Below are 15450 nucleotides of genomic sequence, written 5' to 3'. Positions count from 1 at the left end.
CCGCCTTCCAGATCTCGTCCTTGGCCCGCACCAGCTCCTTGGCAATGTTGCTTTCGGCTGTCCTGACACTTGCTGCGCCAAGGGCGATCAGACCGTCCAACTCGCCGTTGCGGTTCTCGATGTCCTGGATGCGTTGCTGGCGGGCAGTGTCGATTTCACCGACGGTGAAGATGCCCTGGATGGGTTGGCCGATCAGGCGTTCAACGTAGTGGTGGTTGTAGATCAAGTATCGATAGCGCGCGTTGTCGGTTGTCTCGATCCTGCAGTGCGCAAACGCGGGATCGTTGCGCGCCAGCCCGTCGACTACTTCACCGATGGAAGACTTCCCTGCTCCATTGAGGCCGTAGACGTAAGTCGCGGCCTTATTCGGGATATGAACCGAATGCGCGTTAGCTGGATGAAAACTCTTATGGCGATGAATTGAGATTGTTCGGATCATGCTCGCTGCCCCCCCCCCATGTAATGTCTTTGTACCAAAGAACGGGCAAGACAAGGAGACAGAGCGGGCCATGACCGTACTGGACCAGATCAACGCGAAGTTCGGCAGAGGCACTGTGGGAGTAGGCAGCGTGGGCTGGCGGGTTGGTGGAGGCAGACCTGGCGAGCACTCCAACGCGTCCATCAAAGCCCAATGGCGCCCCTCATTGCGTTCGTTGTCTCCCTGCTATAAAACGAAGTGGCGCAGCCTTATTCAGGTGCGCCACAAGGATCGGCGACATAGCGATCATCAAACACTAGACACAACCAAAAGGATGGTGGTTGAAAATGGAAGACAGCAACATCGAACCAGGGAAGTATAAGCCGCGCTTTAACTTCGAAAAAGATCAATTAACAGATCAATCAGCAACTGGAAGCATCAACGAACTTTTAGAAGAGCTCAACCGCACGCCCCCACATGAGCCAAAAGGCAGCCAAAAATCCAATCCAGCCATATGCAGAGAGGAAATAACTAAAGAGAATTTAGAGGGGGCGATCAATTTCATCAAATCAAACTTTAATATAGAAATACCATCGATAAATTCAAAACTACCAATCACCACCATCAAAACAATCAAGCTACTCTATCGCAGCAACAGATCATTTAAGGGACAACTTTTCGAAAGAATCTCCCTCCCAGGGCCATCCCAAGCCACCTTCGAGCACTGGACGGAACGCAACACCCCAAGAAACGAAAAAACCATCAAAGCAGCCTCCTATCTCATGTCCACACTTGAGCGTGAGATCGACGAGGAGATACTTAAGCACATACACACCAACAGGCTCACGCCTTCGAAACTCCTTGAATACTACGCCAGACAAATAAAGGAACTTATTGATCCCATCTACATAGCTTTCGCCGGCGATGATGAAGCCATAGCAAGCGCTTTTATGTTTGGCGCACATCAAATAGAAAGCTATCAACCATCATCACTCCTGACCAGCAAAGAAGCCGCCCCCATCCACGAAAGACTATACATCTATTTGATAAACCTTCCATTCTTGCACTTCGTTGGCGAGTATCAACGAATTATCGAATCAGAAAACGAAGCGTTAAGTAAATACAAGATAGAGCCACTCTTCGCTCACGCCCTCTCCTCACCGTCAGAGAGCGATGACCTATTGCGACCTGTCACATCACTCGCAGCTATTCACTCTTTCCTGAAAACCCATGCAAAGGAGCTGGCACGTCTGGTTCACCAAGCCACTGGTGAAGAATTTAGATCCAGCGAAATCCCAAACATAGCTGACGAAACGCAGAAGGTTCTGCATGCCTATGTCTTCCACGAGTGGCACAGAACAGATCCCGAGGCCGTCAATATCTCAATGGCAGACTGCATCGCAGCCATATCAGCCATAAAGATACAAAAGAAGATAAAAACGAAGTACACGCCCTACTGGAAAGGGCAGATCTCTAGTGAAAAAACGGTATCTCGTCTACTGAGCCACCTGGATCCATCAAGAGACATCGGAGAGCTGTATGAAGAGGATTACATTCCGCAAGGCGCAATGATTACTCTCTATCATCGATACTGCATCGTCTTCTCATTACTATTCGGACGCAACAACCGAATGGAAGCATTCATGAAATTTCAGCTCGCCTACCTGAAACACATGACCATAGCTCATTCTCACTTCGATCTCGTAGCAGGCAACGAATACGAGACAAAGATCAACATGTTTTGCGAAGACTTGATTCAGTACATTGAAGATCAAGCCACTTCACACGCTATGTAATTTTTAACTTGCATCACCCTTATACATATGTAGACACTCACTCACGTCCATCGAAGCAAAAACACGAAGAACGAAAGGAATCGAAGGGAATCTCAAGCAATAAGAACTGAAGATAGATTACAGGGGGAGTGTGGTACGCGCACTTACCCTTTCTATCCAAGCCCAGCAACCTTCGATCACGAGTATCTACCTGTAGCCGACAAGAATCACTCTTGTCGGCTTTCTTATTATCCAAAGAGAAAGGGTGATACAGCAATGGCAAGCTTCCACTACAGTATCAAAAGCGGCAAGAAAGGAAGTGCTCGCAGGCACGCCAACTACATCGAGAGACAGGGCTCACATAGCGACAAAAAAGACCTTGTCCATACAGGACACGGAAACATGCCCGAATGGGCTGGCAACGATCCGAAACGGTTCTGGAGTGTTGCTGACAAGCATGAACGCTCCAACGGGGCAGTCTATCGTGAGCATGAAATAGCACTACCAAGTGAGCTCAGCACCGTACAACAGACCGAACTTGCCGAACTGCTCGCTAAGAACCTAGCAGGGATCAAGCCGTACCAGTACGCGCTCCATGCACCTGAAGGAAAACTAGGCGGAGATCCGAACCCGCACATCCATCTGATGTGCTCAGACAGGCTGCCTGATGCAATCGACCGTGCACCTGAACAGACCTTCGCCCGCTACAACTCTAAGAATCCTTCCGCAGGTGGATGCCGTAAGGACAGTGGGGGGAAAAGCCCAATGGAGTTGAAGCAGCAGGTGACTGCACAGCGAAAGCTGGTAGCGGACATCCAGAATCAGTTCCTTGCTGAGAATGGGTATTCGACCCGCGTAGACCACCGCAGCTTGCGAGAGCAAGGCATTGTCAGACCCGCAGAACGCCACCTCGGCCAACGCTTCGTCAAGGAGATGGAAGACGCCGAGAAGTCCCAGTATGCTCAATGCCGTAAAGACGGGAAGGCAGCTTCAGCGCCAGATAATCCGGCAGACCTCAGTGCTCCACCCGGCGATTCTGCGACAAAGTCGCAGAATCAAGATAGAAACAGCTAACCACAGCAGAAAAGCCCCGGCCTATTGCCGGGGCCCCTTGGTCTCAAGCTTGCTTACAAAGTCCTCCGGTCAAAGTAGTGGTTCATCAAGCGCAAATAGGTCCTATTATCCCGGTAGACACGGCAGACCTGAATGGCTCCCTGGACTTCAAGAATCGAGATAGCTGCATTCAGCCTTGCTCGGTCACGTACAGGCCCACAACGCAAAACCTGATTCTTAGGTGCATGTGTATCGGAATAACGCCCCTGCCACCACCTCGTGGAGAGATAGCTCTCCAATGCTTGGGCATCAATCTGATCTTGAGCCAGCGCAAACGCGGGCGAGAACAGATGCTTGTACTCCTCAACATGCCACCGAACGATTTCGAAGGCACGATTGATCGTATCGAGGGTGATGTCACCGCCCTCTCCACTGAAGTACTGCATCGATGCAGCGAGTCGAGCCACGATCTCCATGATCTTTGCCGCGAAGTCATTGATATCACTCAAGTACTCCCCGTCGCGCAACAAGGACTCAGTTTCTGATGCCAATGCTACCCAGCGCGCCCTGGCATCGATCGAGAAGCACACCACTTCACGAGCAATGGCCTCCGCTGCAGACAGCTCCTTGTACTTGGACAACAACTGCGCGATCCGCTCATGGAATGCCGGCAAATGCTCCCAAACCGGCTCCACGTCTTCGATCCGCCGATAACCCATCATGGAGCGAGGCCACGCAACCAGGTAGCGTGCCCAGTGGCCACTCCCCTTTGCGACAGAGCCCCGCCTATTGAGGAACTGCTTGAACGGTTCGTACTGGGTCATGATGCTCACCGACACTCGCGGATTCATCACAATCAGATGCTCGTTCTCCGCGCGATCCAATGGCATCATTCCCGGTGAATCCCAGAGACGATTGAGCAGTCCCACATTCGCCATTGCCTCGCTCTTGAACAACATGTGACCTTCATCAGTAGTGATAGCGATGGATTCGCCATCACCCTGCACAGCTTCCATGATGGCCTTGGCTGTTATGTCTTGCCTGATGAAGCAACGAAGGCGAGGCTGCAGAGGCTTCTTTTCTGCATACTCCTTCAGCTGTGCCTCCAGTGCTTCCACAGACTTACCACCGGCAACCGTTTTACTGATCGCGCTCTTCAGGCCCTTCATCTTGGCCATCCAGAGTCCAAGCTCGATCTCATAAGACTCTGACTGCTGCTTGAACGCAGTCATCGCCTTCGTATCTGCATCGCGGAAAGGTGCCTGCAGCAGCTCGAACACCGTCGACTTGCGCTCACCAGACTCAGCCACAAGCATCAAGTTCTGCGTTACGGGCCTGATCTGTCCGGTCGGCAACTTGACATCAATCAGCCCCTGGCACGCCATCGAAATGGCATTGACAAGACCCATGCCAACCATGGCATCCGGAACTTGCACGTTGCGGAGGAGCTCAAGGCCAGCCTCACGAGCAACATGATGAAAGGTTTCCAGAGGATATTTGGGGGCATAACGCTGCCGATTGGTAGTCATCATGCATCCTCCTCAGTCGTCTCAGCAGCGGTGTTTTCTTCGGCCTCGACCAACAGCTGGCCACAGCTCTGGCACCGGGTAGCATCGCCATCCGCATGGCGACGAGCACGCTCCTCCTTGAGCAGCTTGCGGAATTGAATCAGGTTCAGCTCATGCTTGTACGCAGCATTGAACTGATCTACCAAGACCTTCTTGCGCATCTTCCTTGCGATGTGCTCTTCAAGGATCGGATAGGCCTCCCTGAAATCCTGCTCAAGCTTGTTCTTCCCCTTGGACAACTGTTCACCAAGAGCGTGCGTGAGCGCGTCAAGCGGCGAAGAGTGGACTGCAAAATTAGCCATCATCACTTCTCCTCCTTCGCACGACGGAACTTCACTGCACGGCCTTCAGCCCATGCCATGGCTTCATGCGTCCAGTAGAACTTCGGAGACAGTTCACTGTCATAGAGCGGAATGCCCTTCGGGAAGTCCGGATCGGACTTCATCAGCTCGTATGCCTTGCTCCTGCTGACGCGGAGCAGCGTGATCAGCTCCTTCAAGCGGAGCGTCGGGCTATCCGGCCACCCTGCTTTCCAGCCAGTGTTGTTCTCCTCAGCCAAAGGCATGCTTTTGTCTACGCCCTGGCGCAGACTGGACGTTATGTGCTTCATTTGTTGATTCCTTCGTTGTGTTGGACGTTTCAGGAAGGAATCCGGCCGGTTTCCTATCGAAGGGGATTGGCCTCCGACGTGATCAGTGTCGATATGCTGCTGTTGCGGGTACAGGGAAAAAAAATCCAGGTTTTTTCCATGCACGCTCACAACCGACAAAGTCAAATAAAAATCAATCGCTTACATGCCAGGGAGCTTTCGCTCCCTGGCATATCTCGTCATCTGCGCACACAAATTGGTCCGTTCCATCATCTGTCCGCGCAGGACCTGAACTGCCTCTTGCCCGTACCTGATACAAGTCCGAACAGGTACTGCTCACCTACGACGCTAACCGTGACGCTTGCGCTTCCAGTCTGTCCTTGAGACTTCCGTTCGCTGGAGCCTGTGCAACCTCGCCATGCCCTGTCGGATAGAACTCCTCGACCACAGCTGGCACGTCTTCGTCCAGGTCCTCGAAGGCCCCGTTAGCGAAGCCCTGTCTCGCTGCCTCATCCAGTGCAGCTTGGTCGATCCCCGCCGCAGCTCTTGCGGCGTGTCGGTCCACCGCCTCTGCGACAGCCTGCTCCAGTGTCAGACCACTCCGAACCAACAGATCGACGTAGTAGATCGCTGATCGGTAACTCATCGTGGTGGACTTACCTCGTAGCTTCAGCTCTAAGGACAGGCAGGACAGCCGACCACCTGACACCGCACTGAGGTAGTGCAGTCGCGCTGCGAGTGTCCGGATGGTGTTGTAGGAGGTGGTACGCAGGACAAAGCTGCCCATCGCATCACCTTCCCCGTCCCCAATGACCACATTCAAGCGGGCATAGGCTTTGCAGCCCCCACTGGCAAACTGGCACGCATCCGGACCAGGACAAGGCAACGTCTCCATGCCTTCAGGGCCAGCTCGCCGGCAGGTGTCTCCATTGCCTACACACAGCGGTCTTCCGTTCTCGCGATTGAAAAGCGAGTAGTCAGCCCGGAGGTTCAGGGTTGGATCGTCGAAGAGCAGGCGCACCGGGATGGACCTCAGCTTGTTACCGTCCGATGCCTGCCGCAATTCCTCATCCAGCGGGTGCAGCACCCAGCCCTCACGGTTCTGTACCTGGCTAGTGAGGGTGAACTGATCGTCCTTTTCTGGCAGCCGCTTGCCATTGCGCTCTACTACCCGGCCGATTGAAATACGCCCAATCACGGGCGGCGTTATGGCCAGTCCCTTCAGCATGATGTGACCTCTTTGATCGTGGTGTTGATTCGGAATCGCCGTGACCCCGGACGGACTACCGTGTAGGCCGCGGCGATCTCCGGGTGCTCGGCTGCGAGCCGCTTGGTATCCAGTGACGTGCCATCCTTGCTACGGCGGTAGATCACCTCTCCCAACGAGCCAAACCTGGCAACGGATGCATCGCCCATGGCTTGCTGCAGCGTTTGTTTCAGCAGCTCTGCCTGCTGTTCTTGCTCTGCTACTGCCTCGTTGAGAGACACTAGGTTAGAGAACGTCTCGACCAGCACCTCGTCCTGGCTGAAGTCGACAACCGTGTCTTTGCCCGGATACAGGCTCCGAAGCGCTCTGGCCGCCGACTCCGAACCATCAGCTGGTGGCTCGATGTCGTTGATAACGTGATCCCAGAACCGGGCCTCCAATACCACCAGGCGGCTGATGATCTCTTCGTCTCGCTCAATACGGTGGATCCTCAGCGCCTGGCCACACAGCAGCACTGCCACATCTGCTGCCTGCTTCCCCGTCACTGCCAACTGATGCTGTACCTGCAGCTGCACGTACTCGGGAACCCCGTCTTTCCACAGCCGAGAGCCGAACTCCCCTGCTGTCTTGCACTCAAGGATTTGGACCCCCGGGGAACCAATTACCTCTCGATCGAGGTTGGCCAGCATGTGCGGGAAGGTCGGATGCTGCAGAACGGCGTTGACTCGGCGTACCCGGTTCCCCGTGCGCTCCTGGTAGGCTGTGGCCACCATGGGTTCGAGCAGGGTTCCCCAGTAGCGGGGATCCTCTTGTCCAGGGGGGATCTCTTCCATTGGCTTGCGGCCCGTCTTCTCCTGCCACAGCTCCAGCTGGCTCTTGTAGGGGTTCAACCCCACGGCGGTGGCAGCATCCGAACTACCGATGCCGCCATTGCGGACCTCCAGCCACTGCTGGCGATCCAGTGAACGCGTATCAACCAAACGCAACGCGGTGTGCTTGCTCATTGGCAATCTCCGGAATAGAAAAGGCCGCCTTGATGGGCGGCCTTGGTCAGGTCTTTCATTTCAAGCTATCGATGTGGTCAAGATGAATGGGCGAAGCGACAGCACTGATCGCTGCAGCTCTGTCAGACCATGCCTTGAGAGGCCATCGAGACCACCTCATGACTGGTGACAACGAAATGGTCCAACAGCCTCACGTCCACGGTGTCCAAGGCAGCCTTCAGCCGCGCCGTGACTGCGCGATCTGATGCAGATGGCTGCAAGCTACCGCTTGGATGGTTGTGAGCCATGAGTACCGCCGATGCATTGTGGGCAAGTGCCCTCTGAACCACGATCCGAGGATGAACCTCGGCTGCATCAATCGTTCCTGAGAAAAGCCGCTCAACTGCGATGAGCTGGAACTGCGTGTCGAGAAAGGCAACCTCGAAATGCTCGCGGTTTTCGCCTCCCAGACGTAGCCGGAAGAACAATGCACCCTGGGTTGCTCCTCCCAGCACCTCCCCTGGCAACGATGCCCGTTTCTGCAGGATCTGCAGCGCCCTCGCAATCGTCCTGTCCTCACGTACCCGGATCCTGCTCTCCTCCTCATTGGATCCGGCCCCTAATGTGGTCATGTGATAGGCCTGCGCTTCCATCAGGCCACCAACTTCATCACTTCATCCCACGCGCGCTGCTTGAGCTGAGCTCCAGCACCGAACCATGCCGCATCACGGCGGTGATCATCGCTACGGGCTCGTCGGTGGTGGTCAACGTACTCCGTGACGCTGTTGAGTACGCCCCAGGCCGTTGCACGGCTGGAAGGCAACAACGCGCCTCGACCGCCGCCCTCATACAGGGCACGGACACTGGCCAGCGCCTGCTCGTTGACGACCTCAGCGGTGGTGCCCTGGCCTTGGTAGGTAAGCACCCGTCGCAACAGACCATCGACCGTATCGGGGTCAACTGGACGGTCACAGAGGGCTTTCATGCGAGACACGAAGTTGTCCCAGGTCGAGACGGTGATCCCCAACTGGCGCTTCACAGCATCCGGGTCGAACTGACTGCGGTGCGGGACCTTGATGGCTCCGCTGCTGTCTCCCAGAGCGATCTGCAGGGTGTTGTTGCACACCACCCGCACCGAGGTGAACTGCGCCGTGGTGGCCAACGTGCCGTCACAGGCAGTAGCAAGCAAAAGATAGCCATCCACCCGGTCACGCCCCTTGAGCGACGTGCTCTGGCCCGTACGAGCCATGGCCCAGAACTTCTTGCCACCCTTGAGCACCCCCGCCGTCTCCAGTTCAAAGCCACTGTGCTGCGTCAGATCACGGTAGAACTCCAGGATCTCTCCCGGCTGGACAACCTTGAACCGCTTGGATACGACAGCCAGCGGCTCCCTGGTATCGGAGCGATAAAGAACCTTCTGCTCCGGGAAGGAGTGGATGGCACCGATGGCATTGCTACCCGTGATGAAACGGACCTCGGAGTCCTCGATCTGCCAATCCATGCCTGCCTGACGCTTCCAGACCTCAATAGGCTGGTGCTGTTCAAGCTTATTGCCCAGACCATGCCACGGCTTAGCGCCCGCATAGGCCATTGTTTCAACCAGATGCATCGTATTTTCCTCGCTTCTTACGGCACAAACGCACAAGGCCCGGACGATGCCGGGCCTTGTGCGTATGCCAATGTAGTATCAATTAAAGGGTTCGATGTCTTCACTGCCCGAAGACAGAGCACACCGAGCAACCGCAGCGATGATGGAGGCTGCGACAACCAAAACACAGTACAGACAATCGGATCTTTCTTTCATACAGCCATACCCAAGGAAGATGCTTCATTGCGGAGCATCGACACGCGAAGCCAGCAACCACCGGCATCAACTGGGTAATATGTGTTTGAAATTTAATAGAATGATGATTTCCCTAATCAAAGTGAAAAAATCAGAAACTAACATCCCTAAAAAGCTAACCCCAAGCTGTACTCATCAGAGTAGCCAGATCGCGTCTTGATAGAACCTCCGTGAACTCACGCCAATCCTTGTCCGGTGGCATCATCGTGCCGGTGTAGCGTAGATCAAAGCCCGTCGCGGTTTTCTGCGCGTTGATGTAGTCATCCAGCTGCTCACCCAGTGTTTCGATGTCCTCGATCCACTCATCCTTGATGGTGTCTGGCAGCGACCCGAAGAGGTCGTAGCGGTTCTTCATGCGCTCGGAAAGGCGCTCGTAAATCTTTTCGTCCACGGTCTGCTCGAACACGAGGTTCAGCATGTCAACGGTTTCACGCCGCTGTCCGAAGCGTTTGATGCGGCCAATCCGCTGTTCGAGGCGCGTTGGGTTCCACGGCAGATCGACGTTAATTAGCGTTCCCAACGTTTGCAGGTTCAAGCCTTCGCAGGCGGCATCGGTAGCCACCATGATGCGAATCTGGTGCTCGGCGACCATCCGCTTCAGGGTTTCACGCTCGACACTCACGCTGTCACCACGCTGGTACAGACGGCTCCGGCCCGCACCCGCATAAAGGCCGACAGCTTCTTCCGGGTAGCGCGACGCCAGCAAGTCCGCCAACCACTTCGCTGTGTCGTAATACTGACTGAAGATGATGACGCCCAATTCCAGCCATTTCTCCTTGTCGAGGAAGTGGACGACGGCCTCCATCTTTGGATCGGCTTCTAACCGCTCGAGTCGGGTAATCAGGCGTTGAAGAACCTCGCGTTCCTCACCCGTCTCGACTGTGAGATCAACTTCTAGTTCTTCGTCTTCCTCGTGCTCGGCATCGCCTTGCAGCAAGCGCCGGGCCGACGCTAAGCCCGCGTGGACGCTGGAGCAGATGCGCTGCTCCATCAGGTTCTTCATGAAACCGCTGCCTTTACCGCGCTTGGCCAGTGCCCGGCCGAACGCACGTGCTTCGCCGTACGCCTGCCTGAAGTCTTCGGACGTGCGCAGTGCTTTGCCCTCGAACAAGGCATCGAAAGCGCGCTGCTCCGATATTTGCCCTCGTTCCGGATGCACGTCCACGCCGACGCGAGCCAGTAGCCCAGCGTCTTCAAGCTGCTGGCGTTTGCGAAGCACGACATGGCGTACCAGCGGATTTTCGCGCTGGAAAAGCGTTGCACCTGATATGCGGCGCTCTAGCTCCTCTTCCATAATCTCCCGCGTTTCCTCAGTCAGATCGGCCAGCGAACGGTTGGTTTGCCACTCGCCGTTCTGCAAACCCAAGTCTTGCCGGATAGCTGAGAAAAAGCGACGGGCGCGAGGCTCACTGGTTGATTCCATGCGCGGAAGCGGCGAACGCAACAGTTCCCACGCATGGGTGAGCGATTCGACCTCCACGCGGCCCGCGAGAATGTCAAGCACTTCGTCGGGTCGGTGCCACGGTGCTAGGTCGTGGCCGAGCACGAAGCGGCCTGGGCCTTGGTGCAGGATGCCCAGCAAATCCCATAGATCAGCAGGGTTGGTCTGGATCGGCGTAGCCGTGCCCAGCAGCACGTGATCGGCACGCGCGGCTATCTCACGAATAAAAGCCAGTAGCTCGTTCGGCTTTCCGGCTTCCTTGCCAAAGCCTTGGCGGGTTCGGGCTTTGTGCGCTTCGTCCAAGATCACGACACCGAAGCGCATACCAAGCAGGTGCTGCTTCTCCAGCGAGTCGCGCATCATCAAACCGGTGGAGACAATGCCGATGCGCAACGGGCAATGGGCAATTTGCTCGCGCCCGGCAGGCGACAGCACTCGCTCGTCAGCATCCAGCCAGACTTTGCCAACGGTATCCCAACGGGCGGTCGGGATGCCCAGCTTGTCCAGCATTTCGGTCTGCCATTGTTCGGTCAGCGTGGCAGGGGCAAAGATCACGACCGGACGACGCGGCCCATTGTCCTTGTCGGACAACAAGCAAAGCGTCAACGCGGCGGTAGCCAGCGACAGCGTCTTACCCAGGCCTACTTCGTCGGCCAACAGCAGGCGCACCGTGCCGTACAGACGCTGATGGCGTAGACACTCGGTCAGAAAGCCCTGCTGCCACGGCTGGAGTTGTTGACCTTCTCGGTACAGCGGTGATTCGATCAGGGCTGCAGGAGCAAGACTCTCATCATCATCGATCTCGATGAACTCGATCTCACGCCGGTAGCCACGCCGATGTACCTCGCGGATCACGGCCTGCGGAAGGGGCTTGGCGGCGTTCCAGAGGAAGTCGAATTCTTCCTCGATCCACGCCACGCCTTCTGGCGATTCGTCCTCCCACAGGATTTCGTAGTGGCGCTGCCAGCCGTTTCGCGTCTCGTTCATCGACCCGATGAACCCCAGCCTACGGCTATCAGCCAGGGTGATCACACCTGCCTTGCCATGCACGAAACCGCAGATATCGTCCGGTGCTATGCGCACCGCCTGCCCATGCTTGGCGAGTAAGGCGTCCAGCCGCCGATAGCGTTCGCGGTTAAGCAGTGCCTCGGCCTCCAGGGCGCGCTCGTTCCAGCGGCCAAGCATCTTGCTCTCGCGCAGTTGCGCCACTTTCAGATCGTCCGGGTGGATATCCACGTTGCAAACGATCTTGACCTCAGGAATGTGCTCCAGTGCTTCCCCTGCTACCTCGAACAAAGAACTGGTGAAGTAGCCAGCGATGCGCTTGTAGCTTTTGGCACCGGCCAGATGCTGCATCAGGAAGCTAGCATCCAGCCGATGGGTACGCGAAGAGAAGCGCCGCATGCTCATAAGTGTTAATTCTTGGGTTTCACGCCGCCGCGGCGACCCAAGCCGAAACCGACGCGGTACAGGTCGGGCATATCGATGCGCCCATCCTTTCTGACTTCCAACAATCCCAGGCGCTGCAGATCCTCACGTACACCGCTCCAGCCACGATCAACGTGCTGTGCGGGCAGCTGGGTAGTGCTAATGCCTTGTGCGCCGTCAGGAAACGCCTCTTGCCACTTAGCTAATACCACATCGAAATCAATTGGCACGTTCATACCGCTCAGAGCGGCGAGGACCTCAGGCACCCACGGGTAGTCTTCGGCCATTTCCTGCACACGGATTTCCGATGCCTTCTGAATGCCGCGCTTGATGCTCTCAAAGTGCAAGGCATGGTCATGCTGGGGATAGCGCTCGCTGGAATCTTCCGCCGCGCGCCTAATGGCCGCGAGGAAGGAGCGTGGCGAGGTCTGGCCGCGCCCATCGGCCAAATGACCCACCGACCATGTGTAGGGCACACCCCGACGCCGGTCACGCCCCATCCACGGCCCGGCCAGGGTTGCAAACGCCTGCTTTTGCGCCTCTGACTCCGATTTCATCGGCTGCGCGACACGCCACACGCCATTTTGCTGTTCATGCGGACAAACATCGCGCAGACACAAGCCACTTGGATCGGGCGCATTGATCAGACGTTGCCAGAGCAGGCCATGCAGGTCATGTCTGGCCCAGGTCAGTTCAGCCTTGGTGGCGGTGAGCTTGGAGGCATCCGGGAAATTGAACACGGTGCGCTCGGCCTGGTCCTCACGCAAGAACACCTTGGCGTACAGACCGGCAAAGGCCTTCAGCCAAAGCGTTGCCCGCAGTAGGCCGCGCACGATGCCGTCCATGCGTCGCCAGTCGGTGCTGGTGCGATCCAGCGCATCAAAGAGCACCAAGCCTTTCCAGTTACGTGGACGTTGCATCAATCGCGCCGCGTCTTCCGGCTGTTGCTTCAACCAATTGACCGTTGCTTGCCAGCTGGTAAGCGGAATCGGCTCGCCGGCCTTTTGCGCAATCCTGCGCACAATCACGGCGCGCCACAAATCATAGGGGTCGCCATCCTGGTCAAGAAAAGCGGCAAAAACGTCGGCATTCGGATAGTCGTCGATGGCCTCGGCATTGCTGAAGCCTACGAAAACTTCAATGCCCTGCAACTCAGTGACCGCAGCGCCCAGTTGCTGGCGAAGCGGGTTCGATTGCAGGGCTGCCGTCCAGAATGATTTGCCCACGCCACGCCCCCCTACAACAACGTGCGCATCCAACCTCAATGCCTTGAGGTGCGAAGGGGGTAGATACAAGGTTCCGGCTTGCGGGGTTTCCGCGAAATTGCTGGTTTCGAGGGGCGCGGCCAGAATGGCTTCGCGCAACTGCTGAGCTGACGTCATGACAAACTCCTTGATTCAATGGCGTCGCGCACACCGCCGATCAGCGGGCCGAAAACGGTCTGCACCTCCTGCGCATCAATGCTGGCGAGCCGACCCTGCAATGAGCGCAAACCGGCAAAACTGCGGTGCCAGTTCACTGCCCACGGGTAGTGGGGCGCGCCTTCATCCGCCTCGTCAAAGTTCCAGCCTTCTACCAGCTCCTCAACCCGCCACTTCCCATCACCGCTCGCGCTCGGCCCGATGGCGGCTGGATTGGCCGGCGCAATCTCGTCGTAGAGGCTGTCGGCAAAAATGCCATATGCGCTCTCGCGCAAGCCCTCAAGATAAGTCACCCGATCCAGCTCGGGCACGATGGCGCCTACAACCCTCAGGCGCTCACGGATTTCTTCGGCCACCTGGGCACGCTGCCATTGCTCGAACAGCATTCGATAACCGTTCCAAGTCTGCTCACCTTCGAGCGCAAACAGCAGAATCAGATTTGCACCCATATCAGTGATGCAAGCAGAGGCGATTTCGTCGATGCCGGAGCGCGAGTCGATCAGCAGCACATCCGGCTGGATACGCGCCTCCAGCGTATGCAACAAGCGCTCAAGCCGAGCCGACCACGCCTCGCGCCTTCCATCAGCGTGCAATTTGGGCATCCAGACGCGGCCCAACTTTGCGATGTATTCACCGTGTTCCGCACCATGAGCAGGAACAACATGGATTTCACCGTCATGAGAGAGATTGCTGGTAGCAACCATGCTGTCGAGAACGACATCGCCGTTGCCCACCATGTCTTCAACTAGCCAGTCGGTGATGCCGTACATCGGCTGCCGTTCCACCGGCAATAACGCGGAGGACAGTCCGGGCGACTCCAGGTCAAGGTCCAACACCAGCACCCGCTTGCCAGCCTGCGCCAGTTGCCACGCCGTGGCAGCCAGCGCCGTAGAGCGGCCAACGCCGCCCTTGATGGAAAAGAACACAATGCGCGGAGCACCTTGCGTTTCCGGCGCGATACGCGCCCAGTTGGCCTCGGTGGCCAGTCGGTCCACCACCCACACGTTCTCGAATCCGTTCACGTCATAGCTGGATGCGCCCTGCCTAGCCTGCTCTGGATTGGCTTCATACAAAATGCCCATCGCCGGCTGATAAGCGTGCGGCGCCAGGCGCTCGGCCAGCGCTTGGTAAACAGCCTCGATAGTCGCACGCAGGCCCTGGTCCTCGCGGACTTGCTCTGGTGCAATAAAGCGCACTCGCCCGTTAAGGTCGCGATTGATGATCAACCATTCCAGCCGAGACAGCGTGTCGCGATGAGCCGCCAGCACCCCAGTGGTGATCGGCAGAATCTGATCGAAGGTGGTCATAGCAAGCCCTCGTATTGCGCCTTGGTAATCAGGCTGCGTACTGTCTGAGCGCCGGCTTGATGCCCCTGCGCTCGCGCTTGATCGAAGTTGGACTGATGGGCATAGCGATCGGAAACGCCCCAGTCTGCAAATGGATTACCGGGCGACAGCGCATAGCTCGTCCCTTGCGCATGGCCGCTGCGATAGCTCTCGAAACGCGCCCAAGTGCCATCCGCATGCACCCGGTCCTGTTGGCTGGCAGGTCGATCCTTGATTGCATCGTATTGCATTCCAAACGCCAGCATCAGCCGCTTCATTCCACACTCCGCCGCCATGCCGTACAGATGATCGGCATTGGCCCAGCGCTGCGACTGAAACAAGCGTTCCGCATCATCCCAATGGCGTTCATGTGCATCGAGAAAATCCGCCTGCATGTAA

General features: G+C 56.7%; 13 protein-coding genes and 1 pseudogene. 2 read left to right on the top strand and 12 right to left on the bottom strand.

Features of this window, described 5'->3' with window-relative positions:
• Window position 1: 1 nt before the first annotated feature.
• Window positions 2-439: pseudogene (locus OC373_RS11945) on the bottom strand (AAA family ATPase); the annotation flags it as partial.
• Window positions 440-765: 326 nt separating this feature from the next.
• Here OC373_RS11945 and OC373_RS11940 point away from each other — a divergent pair.
• Both OC373_RS11940 and OC373_RS11935 read left to right on the top strand, forming a co-directional pair.
• On the top strand, window positions 766-2214 hold the full coding sequence (locus OC373_RS11940; protein ID WP_261997743.1) for a hypothetical protein: 1449 nt from the start codon (window positions 766-768) through the stop codon (window positions 2212-2214).
• A gap of 255 nt (window positions 2215-2469) precedes the next feature.
• Window positions 2470-3267 carry a MobA/MobL family protein gene (locus OC373_RS11935; RefSeq protein WP_099589189.1) on the top strand — a complete coding sequence of 266 codons (798 nt, stop codon included), beginning with the start codon at window positions 2470-2472 and terminating at the stop codon, window positions 3265-3267.
• Window positions 3268-3320: 53 nt separating this feature from the next.
• Here the strand turns inward: OC373_RS11935 and OC373_RS11930 are convergent, their stop codons facing one another.
• The 11 genes from OC373_RS11930 to OC373_RS11880 form a co-directional block, all read right to left on the bottom strand.
• Window positions 3321-4778, bottom strand: coding sequence for a YfjI family protein (locus OC373_RS11930; protein WP_099589188.1), 1458 nt, complete (start codon window positions 4776-4778; stop codon window positions 3321-3323).
• Window positions 4775-5116, bottom strand: a complete 342-nt coding sequence (locus OC373_RS11925; protein WP_261997742.1) for a hypothetical protein — start codon at window positions 5114-5116, stop codon at window positions 4775-4777. Before OC373_RS11925 ends, OC373_RS11930 begins: the two co-directional genes overlap by 4 nt.
• A 2-nt stretch (window positions 5117-5118) precedes the next feature.
• Complete coding sequence (locus OC373_RS11920; protein ID WP_099589186.1) at window positions 5119-5424, bottom strand: AlpA family phage regulatory protein; 306 nt, start codon at window positions 5422-5424, stop codon at window positions 5119-5121.
• A gap of 319 nt (window positions 5425-5743) precedes the next feature.
• Entirely contained in the window at window positions 5744-6631 is an 888-nt protein-coding gene (locus OC373_RS11915) for a hydrolase or metal-binding protein (RefSeq protein WP_261997741.1), read from the bottom strand.
• On the bottom strand, window positions 6625-7614 hold the full coding sequence (locus OC373_RS11910) for a lambda-exonuclease family protein (RefSeq protein ID WP_099589184.1): 990 nt from the start codon (window positions 7612-7614) through the stop codon (window positions 6625-6627). The genes OC373_RS11915 and OC373_RS11910 overlap by 7 nt, the downstream gene beginning before the upstream one ends.
• 122 nt (window positions 7615-7736) lie before the next feature.
• Complete coding sequence (locus OC373_RS11905; protein ID WP_099589191.1) at window positions 7737-8225, bottom strand: JAB domain-containing protein; 489 nt, start codon at window positions 8223-8225, stop codon at window positions 7737-7739.
• Window positions 8226-8245: 20 nt separating this feature from the next.
• Window positions 8246-9202, bottom strand: coding sequence for a DUF932 domain-containing protein (locus tag OC373_RS11900; protein ID WP_057667228.1), 957 nt, complete (start codon window positions 9200-9202; stop codon window positions 8246-8248).
• A 349-nt stretch (window positions 9203-9551) separates the two neighbouring features.
• Window positions 9552-12287 (bottom strand): phospholipase D-like domain-containing anti-phage protein, encoded by a 2736-nt coding sequence (locus OC373_RS11895; protein ID WP_099589183.1) that lies wholly within the window; start codon window positions 12285-12287, stop codon window positions 9552-9554.
• 5 nt (window positions 12288-12292) lie between these two features.
• Window positions 12293-13687, bottom strand: a complete 1395-nt coding sequence (locus OC373_RS11890) for a hypothetical protein (RefSeq protein WP_099589182.1) — start codon at window positions 13685-13687, stop codon at window positions 12293-12295.
• A complete protein-coding gene (locus OC373_RS11885; RefSeq protein ID WP_199120756.1) occupies window positions 13684-15033 on the bottom strand; it encodes an ArsA-related P-loop ATPase in 1350 nt (449 codons plus the stop codon). The genes OC373_RS11890 and OC373_RS11885 overlap by 4 nt, the downstream gene beginning before the upstream one ends.
• On the bottom strand, window positions 15030-15446 hold the full coding sequence (locus tag OC373_RS11880) for a hypothetical protein (protein WP_053462289.1): 417 nt from the start codon (window positions 15444-15446) through the stop codon (window positions 15030-15032). Before OC373_RS11880 ends, OC373_RS11885 begins: the two co-directional genes overlap by 4 nt.
• Window positions 15447-15450: the final 4 nt, after the last annotated feature.

Origin of the sequence: Stenotrophomonas sp. Ste96, assembly GCF_024519495.1 — a bacterium.
GTDB lineage: Bacteria > Pseudomonadota > Gammaproteobacteria > Xanthomonadales > Xanthomonadaceae > Stenotrophomonas > Stenotrophomonas bentonitica_A.
Note: the sequence above shows the minus strand (reverse complement) of the source record. Positions and strands in the feature narration are given on the sequence as shown.